General features: G+C 68.2%; 17 protein-coding genes. 15 read left to right on the top strand and 2 right to left on the bottom strand.

The features are described from left to right. Positions 1 to 91: 91 nt before the first annotated feature. From IEQ11_RS19070 to IEQ11_RS19020, 11 genes are all read left to right on the top strand, one after another. Complete coding sequence (locus IEQ11_RS19070; protein WP_247024606.1) at positions 92 to 1,702, top strand: hypothetical protein; 1,611 nt, start codon at positions 92 to 94, stop codon at positions 1,700 to 1,702. Positions 1,703 to 2,201: 499 nt separating this feature from the next. Continuing rightward, complete coding sequence (locus IEQ11_RS19065) at positions 2,202 to 3,707, top strand: NBR1-Ig-like domain-containing protein (protein ID WP_191823204.1); 1,506 nt, start codon at positions 2,202 to 2,204, stop codon at positions 3,705 to 3,707. Between the two features lie 400 nt (positions 3,708 to 4,107). After that, positions 4,108 to 5,133, top strand: coding sequence for a glycosyltransferase family 2 protein (locus IEQ11_RS19060; RefSeq protein ID WP_191823205.1), 1,026 nt, complete (start codon positions 4,108 to 4,110; stop codon positions 5,131 to 5,133). 1 nt (position 5,134) lies between these two features. After that, positions 5,135 to 6,070, top strand: a complete 936-nt coding sequence (locus IEQ11_RS19055) for a glycosyltransferase family 2 protein (RefSeq protein WP_191823206.1) — start codon at positions 5,135 to 5,137, stop codon at positions 6,068 to 6,070. A gap of 350 nt (positions 6,071 to 6,420) precedes the next feature. After that, positions 6,421 to 8,829, top strand: a complete 2,409-nt coding sequence (mrcB, locus tag IEQ11_RS19050) for a penicillin-binding protein 1B (protein WP_191823207.1) — start codon at positions 6,421 to 6,423, stop codon at positions 8,827 to 8,829. Positions 8,830 to 8,832: 3 nt separating this feature from the next. Continuing rightward, positions 8,833 to 9,447, top strand: a complete 615-nt coding sequence (locus IEQ11_RS19045) for a hypothetical protein (RefSeq protein ID WP_191823208.1) — start codon at positions 8,833 to 8,835, stop codon at positions 9,445 to 9,447. Positions 9,448 to 9,454: 7 nt separating this feature from the next. Continuing rightward, positions 9,455 to 11,590, top strand: coding sequence for a DNA repair helicase YoaA (gene yoaA, locus IEQ11_RS19040; protein WP_191823209.1), 2,136 nt, complete (start codon positions 9,455 to 9,457; stop codon positions 11,588 to 11,590). A 16-nt stretch (positions 11,591 to 11,606) separates the two neighbouring features. Continuing rightward, complete coding sequence (locus IEQ11_RS19035; RefSeq protein WP_191823210.1) at positions 11,607 to 12,050, top strand: VOC family protein; 444 nt, start codon at positions 11,607 to 11,609, stop codon at positions 12,048 to 12,050. A 480-nt stretch (positions 12,051 to 12,530) separates the two neighbouring features. Beyond that, a complete protein-coding gene (tsaB, locus tag IEQ11_RS19030; RefSeq protein WP_191823211.1) occupies positions 12,531 to 13,259 on the top strand; it encodes a tRNA (adenosine(37)-N6)-threonylcarbamoyltransferase complex dimerization subunit type 1 TsaB in 729 nt (242 codons plus the stop codon). A gap of 2 nt (positions 13,260 to 13,261) precedes the next feature. After that, complete coding sequence (locus tag IEQ11_RS19025; protein ID WP_191823212.1) at positions 13,262 to 13,795, top strand: hypothetical protein; 534 nt, start codon at positions 13,262 to 13,264, stop codon at positions 13,793 to 13,795. 42 nt (positions 13,796 to 13,837) lie between these two features. Continuing rightward, complete coding sequence (locus tag IEQ11_RS19020) at positions 13,838 to 14,116, top strand: DUF7710 domain-containing protein (protein ID WP_191823213.1); 279 nt, start codon at positions 13,838 to 13,840, stop codon at positions 14,114 to 14,116. A gap of 100 nt (positions 14,117 to 14,216) precedes the next feature. Here IEQ11_RS19020 and IEQ11_RS19015 read toward each other — a convergent pair whose 3' ends face one another. Both IEQ11_RS19015 and gshB read right to left on the bottom strand, forming a co-directional pair. Continuing rightward, positions 14,217 to 15,098 carry an energy transducer TonB gene (locus IEQ11_RS19015; RefSeq protein WP_046657730.1) on the bottom strand — a complete coding sequence of 294 codons (882 nt, stop codon included), beginning with the start codon at positions 15,096 to 15,098 and terminating at the stop codon, positions 14,217 to 14,219. Continuing rightward, positions 15,095 to 16,057 carry a glutathione synthase gene (gene gshB / locus IEQ11_RS19010; RefSeq protein ID WP_191823214.1) on the bottom strand — a complete coding sequence of 321 codons (963 nt, stop codon included), beginning with the start codon at positions 16,055 to 16,057 and terminating at the stop codon, positions 15,095 to 15,097. Before gshB ends, IEQ11_RS19015 begins: the two co-directional genes overlap by 4 nt. A 330-nt stretch (positions 16,058 to 16,387) precedes the next feature. Here gshB and pilG point away from each other — a divergent pair, with 330 nt between their 5' ends. Genes pilG through IEQ11_RS18990 form a run of 4 tightly spaced genes read left to right on the top strand, consistent with a single transcriptional unit; the run spans position 16,388 to position 19,805 of the window. After that, the gene (gene pilG, locus IEQ11_RS19005; RefSeq protein WP_036112825.1) at positions 16,388 to 16,786 is read left to right on the top strand and encodes a twitching motility response regulator PilG; all 399 of its coding nucleotides are present in this window, start codon (positions 16,388 to 16,390) and stop codon (positions 16,784 to 16,786) included. A 19-nt stretch (positions 16,787 to 16,805) separates the two neighbouring features. Then, positions 16,806 to 17,171, top strand: a complete 366-nt coding sequence (locus tag IEQ11_RS19000; RefSeq protein WP_036112827.1) for a response regulator transcription factor — start codon at positions 16,806 to 16,808, stop codon at positions 17,169 to 17,171. Positions 17,172 to 17,179: 8 nt separating this feature from the next. Then, complete coding sequence (locus IEQ11_RS18995) at positions 17,180 to 17,731, top strand: chemotaxis protein CheW (RefSeq protein ID WP_036112830.1); 552 nt, start codon at positions 17,180 to 17,182, stop codon at positions 17,729 to 17,731. Between the two features lie 55 nt (positions 17,732 to 17,786). Then, on the top strand, positions 17,787 to 19,805 hold the full coding sequence (locus IEQ11_RS18990) for a methyl-accepting chemotaxis protein (protein ID WP_036112833.1): 2,019 nt from the start codon (positions 17,787 to 17,789) through the stop codon (positions 19,803 to 19,805). Positions 19,806 to 19,852: the final 47 nt, after the last annotated feature.

The following is a 19,852-nucleotide window of genomic DNA, read 5'->3' as shown; positions in this document are numbered from 1 at the left end:
CTGGTGTAGATCGAAGTGCCGCGCGTTTCGGCCGCGGTGGAATTCGGGAAAAGACAAACCGCCGTCACCTACCCAGCGCTATGCTGTCGCAGTGAATCCCACCCCGCCGTCCCAATCCGGTTCCGATCGCCCGTACCCGGCGCCAGACGGCCGGATCGAGCCTGTCGGCGCGGTCGGCGACTGGGATCGGTTGCGTTTCGAGGATGCGCCGCAACGCGCCGTCGACAAGCACGCGCACAACCGTCGCCGTTTCGGCCTGCGGATCGGTCTGCCGCTGCTGGTGCTTGCGCTGATCGCCCTGATCCCCCTGCGCCAACCCCTGTCCGACCGGCTATGGCCCGAATCGCGCCTGCAGGCCCTGCATCAGCAGGCCGCGCAGGCCTTGTCCGAAGGCAAGCTGACCGCCCCCGACGGCCACGGCGCGCGCGAGCTGTACGAGGCGGCGCTGGCGCTGGACCCGGATCGCGGCGACGCGCGCCAGGGGCTGGCCCGGGTCGGGGCGATGGCGCTGGTGCAGGCGCGTCAGGCGATCGACGGCGGCCATTTCGATTTCGCCCGCGAAAGGCTGGAGCTGGCGCGCGAACTGGCGACGCCGCGCGATCAGGTCGAGGCGCTGGCGCGGCGGCTGCGCGAGCGCGAGGCCGCGCATGCGGGGCTGGACCGGCTGGTCGCGCAGGCGGCGAACGCGCGCGCGCAGGGCCGGCTCGACGGCGCGCCCGACGCGGCCTTGCCGCTGTACCTGCGGGTGCTGGAACTGCAGCCGCAACGCAACGATGCGCTGGAAGGCCGCGACGACACCCTGGCCGACCTGCTGCAGCAGGCGCGGCAGGCGCTGGAACACGGCGAACTCGCGCGCGGCGCGCAGGGCATCGCGCGGGTGCAGGCGGCCGATCCCGGCCACGCCGATCTGCCCGACGCCTTGAGCGTGCTTGAGCGCCATGTCGAACAACGCCGTCGCGACGCCGATCAGGCGCTGCGCCGGCAGCGTCTGGATCGGGCGGCGGAGGCCTACCGCGACCTGCTCGCGATCCAGCCCGGCGACGAAGCGGCGCGGCGCGGCCTGATCTCGGTCGCCAATGCGCATGCCGCGCTCAGCGAACGCTATGCCGCCGACTTCCGTTTCGCCGATGCGCAGGCCGAACTGGAACGCGCGCGCGAACTCGCGGTCGACGCGCCCGCGGTGACCCTGGCGCACCAGCATCTGGATCGCGCGCGCGAATCGCGCAAGCGTTTCGACCAGGAACCGCCGCTGGCGCGGCGCCAGTCGCTGCGGCGCCTGCTCAGCGAAGCCGCGGCCGCCGAGCAGCGCGGCGACCTGCTGACTCCGCCGGGCGACAGCGCCTACGACAAATTGCGCGCGGCGCAGGCGATCGCGCCGCAGGACCCGGCGGTGCGCGCCGCCGCCGCGCGCCTGCTGCCTGCGGCCAGGCGCTGTTTCGAAACCGAACTCAGCGGCAATCGATTGGTCCGCGCGAGCGAATGCCTGGACGCGCGGCGCGCGCTGGAAGGCGCGAGCGCGCCGGTGCGCGAGGCGGCGACGCGGTTGGCGCAACGCTGGATCGCGGTCGGCGACGAGCGCCTGGGCGCCGGCGAACTGCATGCCGCGCGCAGCGCGCTGGATTCGGCGCGGCGGCTGGATCCGGGCGCGACCGGGCTGAGCGAACTGGCCGCGCGGGTGCAGGCGGCGGCCGCGGCGAATTGAGCGCGCGCAGTCGATGGCTTGTTGCGCCCGCGGTCGCAGGGCAGCGGCGCGTGGCGACGCGGGTGCTCGCCGGTTTGAGCTAAAAGCGGCCCTCACCCCGCTCCTTTCCCGCCTTGCGCGATAACAGCGGTCTGGCTGCATTCGAGCCCGTTTTTGCGAGGTTCGCGTCGGCTTTGTCCTGCTTGAGGCCACGTTCGGCCGGCGCCTGCGCTGCGGCCGCGTAGCTCGAACCTGCCAGCGACTTTTTCTTCCGGTGCGTCTTCCCGGTGCCTGGTGTGCGTTGCGATCCGTGCGCGTGATGATCCCTTCCGCGCACCTTTCGCGAGTCATGAATGTCCGCCGCCCGATGCCGCCGCTCACGCCGCGCAACCGGGCGACGGGTCGGCGCGCCGGTCGCGCCGAATTCGCGGAGGTTTCGCGCGTGCGGCCACGGCCGCGCGCCGCCGCCGCGATCTGAGCAAGCACTGTCGGCTCCCCTTCATCGTCAAAAGGACTTTTCATGAAACCCACTGCATTGATGCTGTCCCTGCTGCTGGCCGCCGCCGCATCGCCGGCCGCGCAGGCCGAGGTCAAATACTTCGGTTACTGGGCCAATAACGGCTATCAGCAAGAGAACAAGGACCACACCAACATCACCCACGTGTGGACCGGCACCGACAGCGCCACCGCGCGCACCACCATCCTCGCCGAGTTGCAGCAGGCCAAGGCCAACGGCGTCAAGGCGGTCGTTTCGGTCGACTCGTTCCTGTTCACCATTTCCGGTTCCGGTTCCAATACCAGTTACAGCCAGCGTCCCAACGCGGCCACCGAGTTCGGCGCGCTGCTCAGCGACCTGGTCACCGCCGGTTACCTGGTGCCCGGCGATCCCGCGCAGAGCACGGTGGCCGCGTTCTATCCGGTCGACGAGCCGGAACTGCACAGTCTTGCCGACGTCGGCGGCGCGGCCCATCCCGCGCTCGCCAACGCGATCGGCGTGATCCGCGCCGATACCCGCACCGCCGGGATCCCCATCGCGATGATTCTGAGCAGGAAATTCCGCGACGCCGCGCAGGGCCTGCGCCTGGTCGATTGGGTCGGCGCCAACAACTACGGCGCCAACGACAGCGGCTACATCGACACGGTCGGCGACCTGCAGGACTACATGCGCCCGCAGCAGCGCGAGATCATGGTCCCGCAGGCCGGCATCGGCGGAATCCTCGACAACTCGCCGCATACGCCCGAAACCATGTACGCCATCGGCAAGGGCGACGCGCGCGTGATCATGCTGCTGCCGTTCCTGTGGGGCCACGCGGATACCAACGGCGTGCGCACCCACGCTTCGCTCAAGGCGTCCTACACCGCGATCGGCAAGGAAGTGAAGCACGGCCTGCTCGGCAGCTTCGTCAGCCAGAGCGTCAACCCGACCATGCTGGCCGGCGTGCCGACCACGGTGTCGGTGACGATGAAGAACACCAGCAGCCAGACCTGGCGGCCGAACGACTTCCTCGGCCTGGGCTCGCAGAATCCCGGCGACAATCTGACCTGGGGTCTGCGCCGCGTGGATGTGCCGTATACGGTCGCGCCGCAGCAGAGCGTCACCTTCACCTTCACCGTGATCCCGCCGTCGACGCCGGGCAACTACAACTTCCAATGGAAGCTGGTCAAGGAAGGCGTCGCCTGGTTCGGCGACGCCACGCCCAACGTGGTGGTGACCGTCAAGCCCAAGCCGACCGGCTCGATCAGCGCCAGCCCCAATCCCTGCGTGATCCCGATCGGCGGCGCGATCTGCACCGCGACGATCACCTGGAACAGCAACCAGCCCAACGCGCAGATCATCATCACCGACGCGCAGGGCAACAATCCGCAGTTGTTCGCCGGCGGCCAGAGCGGGACCCAGAGCGCGCCGTGGATCAGCTTCGGCACGATCCGTTTCAATCTGGGCATTCCAGGCCACACCATCACCAGCGTCGATGTGCGCGGCGTGTCGGCCGGCGCGAAGGAGCGCTCGCGGGCGGCCTCGCCGTAACCGCGCGACGCCACGCGCGGGGGCTTCAGGCCTCGGGGCTTCGCGCTTCGATCGCGCCGCATCGTTGATCCGTGCGGCGCGATCGCTTTCGGGGTCGGTTCCCGATCCATCGACCGGCGTCCCTTTGTTCCGGGATTTTGTTCCATACCCCACCCGGGCCCGCGCATCGGCCTGAGGACCCGGGCGACCCGGCCCGCGCGAACGCGATCGCCGTCGCAGCGCGCCAGCCGCGGATCGCCCGCTGGCGACCGTTCAGCGCCGCCGCTCCCGTCGGCGCGGCGCTGGGCGATAATGCCGGCCGTTTCCGCCGTCAGACCGCCCCGTTGCCTTTCGATCCGACCCTCGCCCTGCCTGCCGTCAGCGACGCGCCGCGCCCGTTCGCCGCGCCGCCGGAGCGCGCATGGCGTTGAACCCCCGCCCGGCGCCGGACTCGGTGGCGGTGGTGCTGTGCACCTACAACGGCGCGCGCTACCTGCCGCAGCAACTCGACAGCCTGCTCGCGCAGACTCTGGCGCCGCAGCGCATCGTGATCGCCGACGACGCCTCCAGCGACGACACCTGGACGCTGCTGGAAGCCTTCGCCGAACGCGCGCGGGCGCGCGGCATCGCCGTGGACCTGCAGCGCAATCCGCGCAATCTGGGCTACCTGCGCAATTTCGAGGCCGCGCTGCGCCGCGCCGAGGAAGCCATCGTGTTCCTGTGCGATCAGGACGATGTCTGGTACCCGAACAAACTCGCCGATTACCTCGAACAGTTCCGCGCCCGGCCGCGCTTGAACCTGCTGCACAGCGACTCGCGGCTGATCGACGGCGAAGGCCGCGAACTGGGCCGGCGCATGTTCCAGACCCTGGAAGTGAGCGCCGCCGAACTGGCCGCGATCCACGCCGGCCGCGGTTTCGAGGTGCTGGTCCGGCGCAACATCGTGACCGGCGCGACCACCGCGCTGCGGCGCGAGGTGTTGGCGCAGGCATTGCCCATTCCCGACGTCGAACATCCCGAACTCGAACGCAGCGCCTGGGTCCACGACGAATGGCTGGCGCTGATCGCGGCCGCGACCGGCGAGATCGATTGCATGGAGGCGCCGACGATGGGTTACCGCCAGCACGGCGGCAACCAGATCGGCGCGCGCCAGCGCAGCCTGATCGAGCGGCTCGGCGGCGGCAAGCAACGGCGCGAACACATGCAAGCCATGGTCGCCAAGCTCGACTCGTTGCGCGAGCACCTGCAGCGCGCGGGCCTGGACGTGGGCGCGGCCAAGCGCGCCGCGATCGACGCGCGCATCGCCCATCTGCGCCTGCGCCTGGACCTGCCGGCGAACTTCGCCAGGCGCTGGCCGCTGGTGCGCGAAGAATGGCGTCACGGCCGTTACCTCGATTACTCCGCCGGTCTGCGCTCGATGGTCTGCGACCTGCTGGGGCTGCGCTGACATGCAAGCTCTAGCGCCGGCCCAGGCCGCGGACGTATGCGCCGCGATCGTCACCTATCACCCGCAGATCGAACTGCTCGACCAGGTTGTCGCCGCGATCAAGCCGCAGGTCGGGCGCGTGCTGATCTTCGATAACGCCAGTCCCGGCGAGGCGCTCGACGCGTATTTCGAGCGGCTGCGCGGGCAGGGCGTGGAGGTGATCCGCGGCGACCGCAACGTCGGCCTGGGCAGCGCGATCAACCATGCCGCGCGGGCCGCGCGCACGGCCGGTTTCGCGCAACTGCTGTTGATGGACCAGGACAGCATCGTCGATGCGGACATGGTCGCGGTGTTGCAGCGCCATCTGCACCAGTTGCAGGCGCAGCACCCGGTCGCCGCGGTCGGGCCGCAGTTCCGCGACCAGCGCACCGGCGCGATCGCGCCGTTCGTGCAGATCGGGTTTCCGCTCAACCGCAAGTTTTACGGCGGCCCGGGCCAGGTCATCGACTGCGATTTCCTGATCACCTCGGGCACCTTGTTGCCGCTGGAGGTGCTGGACACGGTCGGCGGCATGGACGAAGGCTTGTTCATCGACAACGTCGACGTCGAATGGAGTTCGCGCGCCAAGCACCGCGGCTATCGCCTGTACGGCATCTGCGACGCCGGCATGCAGCACCGGATCGGCGAACTGGAGCCGGTGTCGCGGCTGATTCCCTACCGCACCGTGGTCCACAGCCCGACCCGGCTGTACTACATGATGCGCAACCGCATCGCCTTGTACCGCCGCGTCGAAGTGCCGCGGCGCTGGGCCGCGCAGGACCTGCCGCGGCTGGTGTTGAAATTCGTCGGCACCGTCGTGCTGCTCAAACCGCGGGGCGCTTATTTGAAGGCGATGCTGCGCGGCCTGCGCGATGGCCTGCGCGGACGCGATGGGCCGATGCCGCCGGCGGAGGACTAGAGCCACCGCCCGGCGCGGTTTTGCGTAGTCGAAATCCTGCGCGCGCGTTGTTCGACCCGTGATCGGATCGCGGTGTGAGGGCCATGGCACCGACGCTCCCGCACCGGATCGCCGCGCAAAGCCCGCATCAGCGAACGCAGCGGCCTCCAACAACGGACCTCGCGGCCTTCCGCTCCGCCAAGGGCGGGCGTCACGCCAGCAACACCGCGATTTCCAGGCGTTCACGCCCAAATCCCTGAACCAGCGCTTATTCATGGGGTCTGAATGCGTCAGGCCCCTGCCATCCGACCCGGGCACGGGCCAGGGACGCCTGCGCTAGACTTGCCCGCGACTCCCTGTGTTGCAGATCCGTGGCCCGAATCGATTACGACGAAGACGAACGCGACGACGACCGCGATGACAGCGCCCCGGCGCCGACCTGGCGCCGCCGTCTGGTGACCTGGGCCCTGGCCGCGATTGGCCTGGGGCTGGGGTTCCTGATTCCCTACACGCTCTACCTCAATCACGAAGTCGGCGAACGCTTCGGCCAGTTGCAATGGCAGCTGCCGACCCGGGTCTACGGGCGCCCGCTGGAACTCGCGCCGGGCCTGGCGCTGGATCCGGCGACGCTGAAGACCGAGCTGGACGCGGCCTCCTATCGCGAAGACGGCGGCGAACGCCCGGGCACCTATGCCCGCGACGGCGGCCGTTTCACCGTGGCCAGCCGCGGCTTCAACGATGTCGACGGCACCGTGCAGCCGCGCCGGATCGAAGTGGTGGTGTCCGGCGGCCGCGTCGCCAGCCTGCGCGACCTGACCTCGAAGAAAGCGCTGAAGGTCGCGCGCCTGGACCCGGCGCGCATCGCCACCTTGTACGGGCAGAAGCAGGAAGAGCGGCGGCTGGTTCGCATCGAAGAGGTGCCCGAGCTGTTGGTCACCGGCCTGCAGGCGGTCGAGGACCGCGATTTCAACAGTCACATCGGCATCGACATCACCGGCATGATCCGCGCCGCGTTCAAGAACGTCGCCGCCGGCCGCGCCAAGCAGGGCGCCAGCACCCTGACCCAGCAGCTCGCGCGCAGCGGCCTGCTCGGCATCGGCCAGGAACAGACCCTGACCCGCAAGGGCAAGGAAATCATCTACGCCCTGCTGATCGAGGCGCGCTACGACAAGCGCACGATCCTGGAGGCCTATTTCAACCAGGTCTACCTGGGCCAGCGCGGCTCGCAGGCGATCCACGGCGTGTCGGCCGCCTCCGAATTCTGGTTCGGCCGCGACCTGCGCGATCTCAACACCGAGCAGATCGCGTTGCTGATCGGCATCGTGCGCGGCCCGTCGTACTACGACCCGCGGCGCAATCCCGAGCGCGCGCTGGGACGGCGCAACTTCGTGCTCGGCGAGATGCTCGAGACCGGCCTGATCAAGCCCGAAGAACACGACCGCGCGATCAAGGCGCCGCTGGAAATCACCGCCAACCCCGGCAACATCGCCGCCAATCGGTTCCCCGCCTATGTCGACCTGATCCGTCGCCAGCTCGCCCGCGACTATCCGGCCGATGCGCTGGCCGGCGCCGGCCTGAGCGTGATGAGCGGAATGTCGCCGTCGGCGCAGGCGCAGGCCGAGGGCGCGGTCGCGCGCACGCTCAAGAGCCTGGACAACAAGCGCCGGCCGCCGTTGCAGGCCGGTCTGGTGGTCACCGACGTGCACAACGGCGAAGTGCTCGCCGTGGTCGGCAGCCGCGAGTTCACCCAGCACGGCTTCAACCGCGCGGTCGAAGCGCAGCGGCCGGTGGGTTCGCTGCTCAAGCCGTTCGTGTATCTGCTCGCGTTGGCGCAGCCGGGTGAGTTCAACCTGTCCTCGTGGATCGACGATTCTCCGGTCACGGTCAAGCTCGGCCGCGGCCGCAACTGGAACCCGGGCAACTCCGACGGCCGCAGCCACGGCATGGTGCGGATGATCGATGCGCTGGCGATGTCCTATAACCAGGCCACGGTGCGCATCGGCATGCAGGTCGCGCCCGAGCGCATTTCGGCGCTGATCAAGACCCTGGCCGGGATCGAGGCGCCGGACAACAACCCTTCGCTGATCCTCGGCGCGGTCGATCAAAGCCCGTACGCGATGGCGCAGCTGTACCAGTTCCTCGCCTCGGGCGGCGAAATCCAGCCGCTGCACGCGGTGCGCGGCGTACTCGACGCCAACGGCAAGGCGGTCAAGCGCTACGACAAGGAACCCGCGCCGGCGCAGGAAGGCGACGCGATCGCCGCGCGCCTGATCACCATCGCCCTGCAGCACGCGATCACCAACGGCACCGGCCGGCAACTGGTCGGCGACGGCCTGGGCCGCCTGTCGCCGGCCGGCAAGACCGGCACCAGCAACGACGGCCGCGACAGCTGGTTCGCCGGCTGGACCGGCGATCATCTGGCGGTGATCTGGGTCGGCAACGACCAGAATCAGGCCACCGGCCTGTACGGCGGCACCGGCGCGATGCGGGTGTGGTCGGCGATCTTCTCGCGCCTGCCCAGCGCGGCCTTGAAAGTCACCGACAAGGGCCTGGACTGGCAGTCGGTGGTCGGCACCAACACCACCGACGCCAGCTGCGCCGGCGCGCGCCGCTTCCCGTTCGTGGCCGGTTTCGCGCCGCAGTACGCGCCGTGCCCGGCGCCGCAGCCCGAGACCGAGGAATCGAGCGGCGGCGGTTGGCGCGAGTGGTTCGGCATCGGCAAGGACAAGGACGAACCCGCGCGCGAGCCGGCGCCCAATCCCCCGTCCCCGGAGCAGTAATCCATGAAGCGCAGTTTTTTCGCAGGCGCCATCCCCCGATGCGCCGCCCTGATGCTGACGACCGCGGTGATCGCCTGCACGGTCGCGCCGCCGCAGCCGACCGCGCTGGCCGAGGCCTCGTTCAACGGCGAAGCCGCGGTGGCCAAGGTGGTCGCGGCCGGCGGCCTGGAATCGCGCGAACTCGACGTGCAGCCGATCCGCGACCCGCAGGTCGAGGACCTGCGCCAACAGGCGGCACAACTGGAAAAGGCGCGCAAGTACCCCGAAGCCGCCGCCGCGCTCGATCACGCCCTGCAGCTCAACGCCAACGACCCGGCGCTGCTGCAAGAGCGCGCCGAAGCCGCGCTGCTGCTGCATCGCCTCGACGATGCCGAGCGTTTCGCCCAGCAGGCGTTCGATTCCAGTTCCAAGGTCGGGCCGCTGTGCCGTCGCAACTGGACCACAATTGCGCAAGTGCGCAGCGCCAAGCTGGCAGGTGTCAACGCCGCGATGAAACTGGCCGAGCGTCAGGACCATTACGACGCGCTGGTTCCGCAACGCACCCAGCTGACCGCATCGGCCAAACAGGCCGAAGCCCAGATCGCCACCTGCACGGTCGCCGCGCCGGCGCGTTACTGAGGACGGCATGCCACAACCCAGCCGCCTCGGCGTCGCCACCCGTGCCGCGCTGAGCGAAGGCGGCGATCTCGCGCGCAACATCGCCGCGTTCGCGCCGCGACCCGCGCAACAGGACCTGTCGGTGGCGATCGCCGACGCGTTCGAAGCGCGTTCGACCTTGCTCGCCGAAGCCGGTACCGGCACCGGCAAGACCTTCGCCTATCTGGTGCCGGCGTTGCTGTCGGGATTGAAGACCATCGTCTCCACCGGCACCCGTGCGCTGCAGGATCAGCTGTATCACCGCGACCTGCCGCGCGTGCGCGACGCGCTCGGCGTCGGCCTGAAGACCGCGTTGCTGAAGGGCCGCGCCAATTATCTGTGCAAGTACCGCACCGAGCAGGCCAAGGGCGAGCCGCGTTTCACCAGTCGCGATTACGCCGCGCAGTTCCAGCGCATCGTCAGTTGGTCCGGGCGCACCCGCATGGGCGATCTGGCCGAACTCGACGGTTTGCCGGAAGACTCGCCGCTGCTGCCGATGGTCACCTCGACCGCGGAAAACTGCCTGGGCAGCGAATGCCCAATGTTCGGCGACTGCTTCGTGGTGCAGGCGCGGCAGCGCGCCCAGGCTGCCGACCTGGTGGTGGTCAATCATCATCTGCTGCTGGCCGATCTGGCCTTGAAGCAGGAAGGCTTCGGCGAAATCCTGCCGGGCGCGCAGGCGTTCGTGGTCGACGAAGCGCATCAGCTGCCGGACTTGGCTTCGCAATTCTTCGGCGAAGCGATCAGCGCGCGGCCGCTGGTCGAACTGGCGCGCGACGCGCTGGCCGAATGCAAGAGCGTGAGCGGTTCGCTGGCCAGCGTGCAGACGCCGTCGCGCGATCTCGAACAGGCGGTGCGCGGCCTGCGCGCGGCGATGGACGAACTGCCGGTGCGCGCGACCCGTCGCCGCGCCGCCGAGGTGCCCGCGGTCGAGGCCGCGTTCGACACGCTCGATGCCGCATTGGGCGCGATGCACAAGACGCTCGAACCGCTGCGCGGCGCCGCGCCGGGCTTCGACAGTTGCCACGCGCGCGCCAAGGATTTCCAGACCAAGCTGCGGCGCTGGCGCGGCGGTCCGCCGCCGGTTGCGGCCGTGGTCGAACCGATCGAAGAGGACGACGATTTCGCGCCGCCGCGGCGGGTCGTCGCGGTCGAGGCCATCGCCGAACCCGTCGAGGCGCTTGCCGATGAGCCGGCCGAAGACGAAGCCGAACAAACCCCCGCCGCGCCCGACACCAGCGTGCTGTGGTACGAGCTCACCGCGCGCGGGTTCCGCCTGGCGCGCACGCCGCTGGATGTCGCCGCGCCCCTGGCCGAGCATCGCGAACGTTCGCGCGCGGCCTGGATCTTCACCTCGGCCACGCTCGCGGTCGGCGGCCGCTTCGAGCATTACGCGACCAAGCTCGGTCTGGTCGAACCCACGACCCTGCTCGCGCCCAGCCCGTTCGACTGGGCCGAACAGGCGTTGCTGTACCTGCCGCGCGGCCTGCCCGATCCGGCGGTGCGCCACTACAACGAGAGCATGGTCGATCGCCTGCGCCCAGTGCTCGAAGCCTCCGGCGGCCGCGCCTTCGTCCTGTTCGCCTCGCACCGCGCCTTGCGCGAAGCGGCCGAATTGCTGCGCGACGGGCCTTGGCCCTTATTCGTGCAGGGCGAAGCGCCGCGGCACGTGCTGCTCGAACGCTTCCGCGCCTCGGGCAACGGCGTGCTGCTGGGCGCGGCGAGTTTCCGCGAAGGCGTGGACGTGGCCGGCGAAGCGCTGAGCGTGGTGGTGATCGACAAACTGCCGTTCGCCGCGCCCGACGACCCGGTGTTCGAAGCGCGCCTGGACGCCATCCGCCGCGGCGGCGGCAACCCGTTCCGCGACGAACAGCTGCCGCAGGCGGTGATCGCGCTCAAGCAGGGCGCCGGCCGCCTGATCCGCAGCGAGACCGACCGCGGCGTGCTGGTCCTGTGCGACCCGCGCCTGCTGTCCAAGAGCTACGGCAAGACCTTCCTCGACTCGCTGCCGCCGCTGCCGCGCACCCGTCAGGTCGAGGACGTGGGCCGGTTCTTCGCCGGCGAGCCGCTGGTACTAGAATCGGCCACGTCGGCGTCGTCCGACGACGACTATTACTACCAGTGACCACGAGGCCAGGACCATGACCGAACAAGAGCAGGGCGACGCCTCGCCGGCGTCATCGCCGGCGCAAACCGACTCGCGCAAGCCGCGCGTGCATGGCCTGGGCGGCGTGTTCTTCAAGGCCCGCGACCCGGCCGCGCTGTCGGCCTGGTACGGCCGCCATCTCGACGTGGGCGGGCAGGAGTGGGGCGGCGCGATGTTCGGGTGGAAGCGCGAGGACACCGGCGAGGCGGCCTACACCGTGTGGTCGCCGTTCGCCGAAACCACCGAGTATTTCAAGCCCAGCGACAAGCCCTACATGATCAACTTCCGCGTCGACGACCTGGCGGCGACCTTGCAGTCCTTGCGCGAAGAAGGCTGCCAGGTGCTCGATCGCTACGAGGAAAGCGAGCAGGGCAAGTTCGGGTATGTGGTCGATCCGGAGGGCGGGTTGATTGAGTTGTGGGAGCCGGGTGCGGAGTGATGCGGTGATGGTGGAACGATCGAGGGTGATGCGATTGTTGTTTCCACGAATGCGGGCTCCGCTTTACTTCGCCGAGGCGGATCATCGAGAGGCTTCCGCGTCATCTCTCCGGATCGTCATTCACGCTAGCGCGGGAACCCAGAGACTTCAGCGTCATCCTTCCAGAGCGTCATTCCCGCGAAAGCGGGACCTGCTTTACTTCGGCGCAGCCGAATATCCAGAGACTTCAGCGTCATCCATCCAGATCGTCATTCCCGCGAAAGCGGGAATCCAGTGACTTCAAACGTTCTCGCACGAAAGGCTCTGGATGTTCGGCTGCGCCGAAGTAAAGCAGAACCGCCTTCGCGGGAATGACGAGCAAAAACGTAAAGCATAAAAACGAAAGCGCGAGAACGAAAAACGCAAAAACGAGAGAGCAAAAACATCTCGCACTCGACACCGAATCCTAACCAAGCCCCGACACCGAACACCCCCGAGCCCATGAACCTCCTAGCCTTCGAAACCGCCACCGAAGCCTGCTCCGTCGCCGTATGGCTCGACGGCGAAGTGCATGAGCGCTTCGAACTCGCGCCGCGCCGCCACGCCGAACTGTCGCTGCCCTGGGCCGAGGAACTGCTCGCGCAAGCCGGAATCAAGCGCAGCCAACTCGATGCGATCGCGATCAGCCGCGGCCCCGGCGCCTTCACCGGCGTGCGCCTGGCGATCGCCATCGCCCAGGGCATCGCGCTGGCCCTGGACAAGCCGATCGTGCCGGTGTCGACCCTGGCCGTGCTCGCCCTGCGCGCGCACGACCTCAAGCCGGAAGGCGCAAGCGCCGAGCCGCAACGCGTATTCGCCGCGATCGACGCGCGCATGGGCGAGGTCTACACCGCCGCCTACGAACTGCGCGACGGCGACGCGTTCGCGCTGGACGAAGAGGTCGTGATCGCGCCCGCCGCCGCGGTCGTACCGGGCGAACGCAACGGCTGGCATGGCGTGGGCACCGGTTTCGCCGCCGCCGAAGGCGCGTTGCGCGAGCGCCTGGGCCACCGTTTCGCCGCGATCGACGCGCAGGCCTTGCCGCACGCCGCCGATCTCGCGAGTCTGGCCGCGCTGGCCTATGCGCGCGGCGAAGCCCTCGCGCCGGAGCGGATCGAACCGGCGTATCTGCGCAACAACGTCGCCTTGACCATCGCCGAGCAAGTCGCGTTGCGCGCGCGCGCCAAGTAGCCATGACCGACGTGTTTCGTTTCATCCGCGACGATGAGGTTCTGGGCTGGACCGTCGACCCGTACTTCGCCTACCTGGCCAGCATCGAACACCGGCTCGATCCCGCGTTGTACGCCTTCGTCAGCGATGTGGACCGTTACAATTTGACCTCGCGAAAATCGCTGCACGATGCCTGGCTGCGCAAGATGAGCTTGATGCCCGTCGATATGCATGCGCGTGCTTCGCCCATGCGCCTGGAGCTGGAATTCCTCGGCCCGTATCACGACCGGATCTTCCGTCTGTACTACGACGATGTGCTGGCTTATGGCCTGAACCAGCAGGTTCGCACCGGCCACGGCGCCCAGGACCTGCTGATGCATGAGTTCCGACTCGACGAGCAAGGCGAACTGCTCGAACACGTGTTCGAGTTCGATGACGGGCTGTACTTGAAAGTGGCCTGTCAGGCGATGAGCTTCGAAGAGGTCATGCTCGAAGCCGAAGCCGAAGCCGAAGCCGAAGCCGAAGCCGAAGCCGGCGACGCGGATCGATTCGATTGATGTGAGGCGATTGCGGCGAATGGTCACCAGCACGAGGCAGGCATGAACCAGACCGATGCAGTGTGGGTATTTCATGGCGCCGACGCGCGGTTCGCGTCCGCGGTGTTTCGCGAACGCAGCCAGGCGATTACCTGGATCGAGCGGCATGCGCTCAGCGGAGTGTTGACCGTCTATCCACTGGACATATCGGTCTACGACTGGGCGCTCGCCAACGGCCACTTCAAACCCAAGTCGCAGGCACAGTCCGAGGCCCGATTTATCGGCGCCTTCTCCAGCGCGGCGCAGGCGCATCTGCATTTCGAGAACGGCCGCGCGGAATAGCGCGGCGATGCGATAAGCCGATGGTTCGACGAAATCGCTTGATGCGTCGGCTCGGTAAGTCAGCTTGATCCGATGCCGACGCAGCCGGCGCCACCGATCCTCACTCGTCGACCAACGACCCCCCCGGCAAGAAATTCCAGGTCCGCGTCACATGCAGAATGTCCGGGTTCTCCTCGGTCTTCGGCAGCGGCGGATACGGTTCGGCCAGTCTGGCGATGCGCAGCGCCGAGGCATCGAGCAGGGCGATGCCGCTGCTGCGCACGATGTCGGCGCGTTCGACACTTCCGTTGCGCCGTACGGCCACGCTGATGACGACCTGGCCGGCCAGACGGCGCCGGCGCGCTTCGTCGGGGTAGTTGAGGTTGCCCACGCGCTCGACCCGGTCGACCCAGGCGCGCAGGTAGCCGGCCCAGGCGTATTCGGTGGTGCTCGCGGAGACGAACTTGCGGGTGGGGCGCTTGGCGTAGCGCTCCGAGCGCATGTGGATCTCGGCCGCCAGACGCGCCATCTCGATATCGTGTTCGATCTTGCGCTCGCCGGCCGGCAGCGGGCGCTCGGTCGGCGTCTGGGTGGCGCGGTCGCGGGCCACCACGGTCTCGCCGCGGGTGCTGCTGACCACCCGCGCGACCGGTTCGGGCTGGGCGGTCGGCGATTGCGCGCGCAACTGCATCTGGGCCACGCCGGCCTCGGCCTGCGGCGCCGGGCCGGACTGGTTGTCGCGCGGGCGGGTGCTCTTGTCGTGCTCGCCGCCGCCCTGGTTGTTGGCCTGGGCGAGGAAGTCGGCCTGCTTGGGCGTCAGCGCGGTCTGGGTCTGGGTCAGGATCACGTCCAGGGTCGGCACCACCGGCGCAGCCTGCTCCAGGGTGTAGCCGACGCCCAGCAGAAGAATGCCGTGGACGATCACCGACAGCACCAGGGTGGCGCTGAAACGCTGCGGTTCGGCCAGGCCGCCGCCGGGCAGGGTGGGTGCGGCCGCGCTCATGCCGCCTGGGCGGCTGCGATGCGGGCCTCGATCGCGTCGAACAGCAGGCCGGCGATGTTCAGGCCGAACTGTTCGTCGAGCTCGTGGATGCAGGTCGGGCTGGTGACGTTGAGCTCGGTCATGTAGTCGCCGATCACGTCCAGGCCGACGAACAGCATGCCGCGGCGCTTCATCTCCGGGCCGACCTCGTGGGCGATCCAGCGGTCGCGCTCGCTCAGCGGCCGGCCTTCGCCGCGGCCGCCGGCGGCGAGGTTGCCGCGGAACTCGTCGCCTTGCGGAATCCGTGCCAGCGCGTAGTCGACCGGCACGCCGTCGACCAGCAGGATGCGCTTGTCGCCGTCGCTGATCTGCGGCAGGAACTTCTGCGCCATGACGAGGTGCCGACCGCCGTCTCCCAGAGTTTCCAGGATCACGTTGAGGTTGGCCTCGCCGGCCGCGGCGCGGAAGATCGAGCGCCCGCCCATGCCGTCGAGCGGCTTGAGCACGGCCTGGCCGTGCTGCTGGACGAAGGCCTTCAGCTCGGCCGGGTCGCGGCTGACCAGGGTGTCGATGCAGCACTGCGGAAACAGCAGCGCGGCCAGCTTCTCGTTGTAGTCGCGCAGGCCCTGCGGGTCGTTGACCACGAACGCGCCGGCGCGCTGGGCGACCGACAGGATCTGGGTGTCGTGCAGGTACTCGGCGTCGACCGGCGGGTCCTTGCGCATCAGCACGACGTGGCCGTGATGCAGCTCAATCTGTGACCAGTCTCCCAATTCGAACCAGCCGGCCTTGTCGTCGCGGACCCGCAAAGCCGCCACCGTGGCCCGCGCCGCGCCGCCGAGCAGGCTCAGCCCGCCGGGCCGCACATACCACAGCCGATGTCCGCGCCGCTGCGCTTCCAGTAGCATGGCGAAGGTTGAGTCCTTGGCGATCTTGATCGACCCGATCGGGTCCATCACGACGACGATGTCCAACGGCATGGGAACGGAATCCTGAAAGATTGACGTGATGGTAGCAGGCAGGTCGCCGGTATCTGTCATGATGGCGGGGTCGGAAACGGTCGCCCTGCGTCCATTTGCGACACGCAACGATCAGGTCACATCGCACGATGCGAGGGGCGAGGTACGCGGGCCGATGGAAGCGGCCGCCGGCATCGGTGATGCGCGGCAAGGTTGCCCTGTGATGCCGATACGTTGCGTATTCAGTTTCCGAGCACGGAAGGCGCGCTTGACAGCCCGCGTGCGGCTTGGAATAAAGACGGCTTCGCGACGCCCGGGGATTCAACGGCGTCGCAATGGGGGATACAAAGAATGCTCGACGAGGTTCGTAGCGGCAGCCTCGATGGTCTGAAGGTCATGGTGATCGACGATTCCAAGACCATCCGTCGAACCGCCGAGACGCTGTTGAAGCGCGAAGGATGCGAGGTGGTCACGGCCATCGACGGATTCGAAGCGTTGGCGAAGATCGCCGATCAGCAGCCACAGATCATTTTCGTGGATATCATGATGCCGCGTCTGGACGGCTATCAGACCTGTGCGCTCATCAAGAACAATCAATTGTTCAAGAGCACGCCGGTCATCATGCTGTCTTCCAAGGACGGCCTGTTCGACAAGGCGCGTGGGCGCATCGTCGGATCGGAGCAGTACCTGACCAAGCCATTCACGCGCGAGGAGCTCCTCGACGCGATCCGCAAGCACGTTCACGCCTGACCGGGGGGTAAGGCACACCATGGCACGCATCCTGCTTATTGAGGACTCGCCGACGGATACCGCGGTCCTGACTCAGTTGCTTCAGCGCAACGGGCACGAAGTGTTCGCCTCGGGCAGTGCCGAGGACGGCATCGAGGCCTGCAAGCGCGAGCGGCCGGACCTGGTGATGATGGATGTGGTGCTGCCGGGCATGAACGGGTTTCAGGCCACGCGCGCGCTCAGCCGCGACGCCGACACCAGCCAGATCCCGGTTCTGATCGTCAGCACCAAGGGCATGGAAACCGATCGCGCCTGGGGCATGCGCCAGGGCGCGCGCGATTACATCGTCAAGCCGCCGAGGGAAGACGAATTGATCGCGCGAATCAACGCACTACTTGCCGGATAACCGAAACGATGACGTTCAAGCCGCCGTTCGATGTGCTGACCGATTACGAGCGCCGCTCCCTGGCGCACGTGCCCGGCCTGCCCGAACAGCTCGATGCGCCCGGCCTGTGGCGCGGCGTCGGCTACCGCATCGGCGGCCGCCGGATGGCCTCGACCTTCACCGAGGTGGTGGAAATCCTATCGCTGCCGCAGGTCACCCAGGTCCCCGGCGCGCAGCCGTGGATGCTCGGGCTGGCCAACGTGCGCGGCAACCTGCTGCCGATCGTCGACCTCAAGCAGTTCCTCGAAGGCGAGCGCACCGTGCTGCACGAAGGCCACCGCATCCTGCTGGTGCGCCAGCCCGGCGGCGACGTGGCGGTGCTGATCGACGAACTGTTCGGCCAGCGCAGTTTTCATGACCAACAGCAGGTGACCCTCGAGGAAGCGGCCGGGCACGGCCTCACCGAGGGCCGCTATGGCTATTTCGTCGATCGCGCCTACCTGATCGACGGCCAGCCCTGGGGCATCTTCAGCCTCGACCGGCTGGCGCGCACTCCCGAATTCCGACAAGCAGCGGCCTGAAGCCGCTCCCTTCAATCCAGCAAGTACACGCAAGTACACCTGAGGTTTCCGAACCATGAGCACTGTGATGGACAACGCCGGCAAGAGCCGCCTTCTGGGCGCCAACACCTGGCTGATCGTGCTGGCCCTATCGGTCCTGGTGTTCGGTCTCAACACAGGCTATGCGACATGGAAAGCCGCGCGCCTGGGCGGCGCGAGCTCCTCGGCCTCGAGCCTGCAGGTCAACTCGCAGAAGCTCGCGGTGCAGGCGCGCGAAGCCGTCGGCGGCAACAAGGACGCGTTCACCGCGTTCAAGAAGACCCGCGGCGACATCGACGCCGACATCCAGAAGCTCAACGACAACTACGGCACCACCGCCGGCGTGTCCGGGCCGATCAGCGCGGTCAGCAAGAGCTGGGAGCCGCTGGGCAAGAGCGCCGCGCAGGTGACCGCCAGCGAGACCGCGGTGCTGGCCCTGGCCGGCAACGCCGACAGCTTCTCCAGCAAGGTCCCGCAGCTGCAGGCGCGCCTGGACGAACTGGTCCGCGCGATGTCGGCCTCCGGCTCGCCGTCCTCGCAGGTCTACATCGCCCTGCGCCAGGTCGTGCTGTCGGCGACCATGGCCCGCCGCATCACCGAAATCCGCGCCGGCGGCAGCGGCGCCGGCATGGCCGGCGAAGCGCTCGGCCGCGACGCGATCGTGTTCGGCAACATCCTCACCGGCCTGCGCAAGGGCGACGCCTCGTTCGGCGTCAACGCGCTGTCCAACGGCGGCGCGCTGGCCGCGCTGGGCCAGGCCGAAGCGCTGTGGCTGGAGATGAAGAAGGACCTCGACGCGATCTCGGCCAGCTCCAAGGACCTGTTCCAGGCCCAGGCCGCGGCCGAATCGATCACCGGCGGCGCCGACAAGATGCTGACCGACAGCCAGTCGCTGTTCAGCGCCTTCACCGCGTTCGGCTCGCTGCGCGACACCAGCTTCATGGGCAACATCTGGGTCTCGATCATCTCCGGCCTGGCCGCGCTGGTCGCGATCGCCGGCTTGCTGTTCTCGTTGAACTACGCCCAGCAGCGCCGCTACCAGACCACCAAGGAACTCAACGACCGCAACCAGGAGGCCATCATGCGCCTGCTGGACGAAATGGGTTCGCTCGCGGAAGGCGACCTCACGGTAAAGGCGACGGTGACCGAGGACATGACCGGCGCGATCGCCGACTCGATCAACTTCGCGGTCGAACAGCTGCGCAGCCTGGTGCAGACGATTACCGACACCTCGGTGCAGGTGGCGTCGAGCGCCCAGGAAACCCAGGCCACCGCCATGCATCTGGCCGAGGCCGCCGAACACCAGGCGCACGAGATCAGCTCGGCCTCCGACCGCATCAGCGAAATCGCCGCCTCGATCGACCAGGTGTCGAAGAACTCGGCCGAGTCGGCCGACGTGGCGCAGCGCTCGGTGCAGATCGCGACCAAGGGCGCGGGCGTGGTGCGGCAGACGATTCAGGGCATGGACTCGATCCGCGACCAGATCCAGGAGACCTCGAAGCGAATCAAGCGCCTGGGCGAAAGCTCGCAGGAAATCGGCTCGATCGTCGAACTCATCAACGACATTTCCGAACAGACCAACATCCTGGCGCTGAACGCCGCGATTCAGGCCGCATCGGCCGGTGAGGCGGGCCGCGGGTTCGCGGTGGTGGCCGACGAAGTGCAACGACTCGCCGAGCGCGCGTCCAACGCGACCAAGCGAATCGAGACGTTGGTCCAGACAATTCAGTCCGACACCAACGAAGCTGTGAGCTCGATGGAACAGACGACTTCGGAAGTGGTCGCGGGCGCACGATTGGCGGAAGACGCCGGTACCGCACTGGGCGAGATCGAAAAGGTGTCGTCGGATCTGTCGAACCTGATTCAAGGCATCTCCAGCGCGGCCCAGCAGCAGTCCAGCGCGGCGTCGAACATCACCCAGACGATGAACACGATTCAGCAGATCACCTCGCAGACCTCGCAGGGCGCCAACCAGACCGCCGCGTCGATTGGAAACCTGGCGCAACTGGCGGCCGACCTGCGCCGTTCGGTCGCCGACTTCAAGCTGCCGGCCTGATCCGCGCAAGCGGTCGGGCAGGGCGGTGATGGATCGGGCGGCGGTGA

This window comes from Lysobacter capsici (assembly GCF_014779555.2).
GTDB lineage: Bacteria > Pseudomonadota > Gammaproteobacteria > Xanthomonadales > Xanthomonadaceae > Lysobacter > Lysobacter capsici.
Note: the sequence above shows the minus strand (reverse complement) of the source record. Positions and strands in the feature narration are given on the sequence as shown.

Bases quoted from the DNA above. Each gene is read 5' to 3' on its own strand.
- IEQ11_RS19065 (WP_191823204.1), top strand. From the start codon at position 2,202: ATGAAACCCACTGCATTGATGCTGTCCCTGCTGCTGGCCGCCGCCGCA.
- tsaB (WP_191823211.1), top strand. From the start codon at position 12,531: ATGAACCTCCTAGCCTTCGAAACCGCCACCGAAGCCTGCTCCGTCGCC.
- IEQ11_RS19055 (WP_191823206.1), top strand. From the start codon at position 5,135: ATGCAAGCTCTAGCGCCGGCCCAGGCCGCGGACGTATGCGCCGCGATC.
- IEQ11_RS18995 (WP_036112830.1), top strand. From the start codon at position 17,180: ATGACGTTCAAGCCGCCGTTCGATGTGCTGACCGATTACGAGCGCCGC.
- IEQ11_RS19060 (WP_191823205.1), top strand. From the start codon at position 4,108: ATGGCGTTGAACCCCCGCCCGGCGCCGGACTCGGTGGCGGTGGTGCTG.
- yoaA (WP_191823209.1), top strand. From the start codon at position 9,455: ATGCCACAACCCAGCCGCCTCGGCGTCGCCACCCGTGCCGCGCTGAGC.
- pilG (WP_036112825.1), top strand. From the start codon at position 16,388: ATGCTCGACGAGGTTCGTAGCGGCAGCCTCGATGGTCTGAAGGTCATG.
- IEQ11_RS18990 (WP_036112833.1), top strand. From the start codon at position 17,787: ATGAGCACTGTGATGGACAACGCCGGCAAGAGCCGCCTTCTGGGCGCC.
- gshB (WP_191823214.1), bottom strand. From the start codon at position 16,057: ATGCCGTTGGACATCGTCGTCGTGATGGACCCGATCGGGTCGATCAAG.
- IEQ11_RS19025 (WP_191823212.1), top strand. From the start codon at position 13,262: ATGACCGACGTGTTTCGTTTCATCCGCGACGATGAGGTTCTGGGCTGG.
- IEQ11_RS19020 (WP_191823213.1), top strand. From the start codon at position 13,838: ATGAACCAGACCGATGCAGTGTGGGTATTTCATGGCGCCGACGCGCGG.
- IEQ11_RS19000 (WP_036112827.1), top strand. From the start codon at position 16,806: ATGGCACGCATCCTGCTTATTGAGGACTCGCCGACGGATACCGCGGTC.
- IEQ11_RS19045 (WP_191823208.1), top strand. From the start codon at position 8,833: ATGAAGCGCAGTTTTTTCGCAGGCGCCATCCCCCGATGCGCCGCCCTG.
- IEQ11_RS19015 (WP_046657730.1), bottom strand. From the start codon at position 15,098: ATGAGCGCGGCCGCACCCACCCTGCCCGGCGGCGGCCTGGCCGAACCG.
- IEQ11_RS19035 (WP_191823210.1), top strand. From the start codon at position 11,607: ATGACCGAACAAGAGCAGGGCGACGCCTCGCCGGCGTCATCGCCGGCG.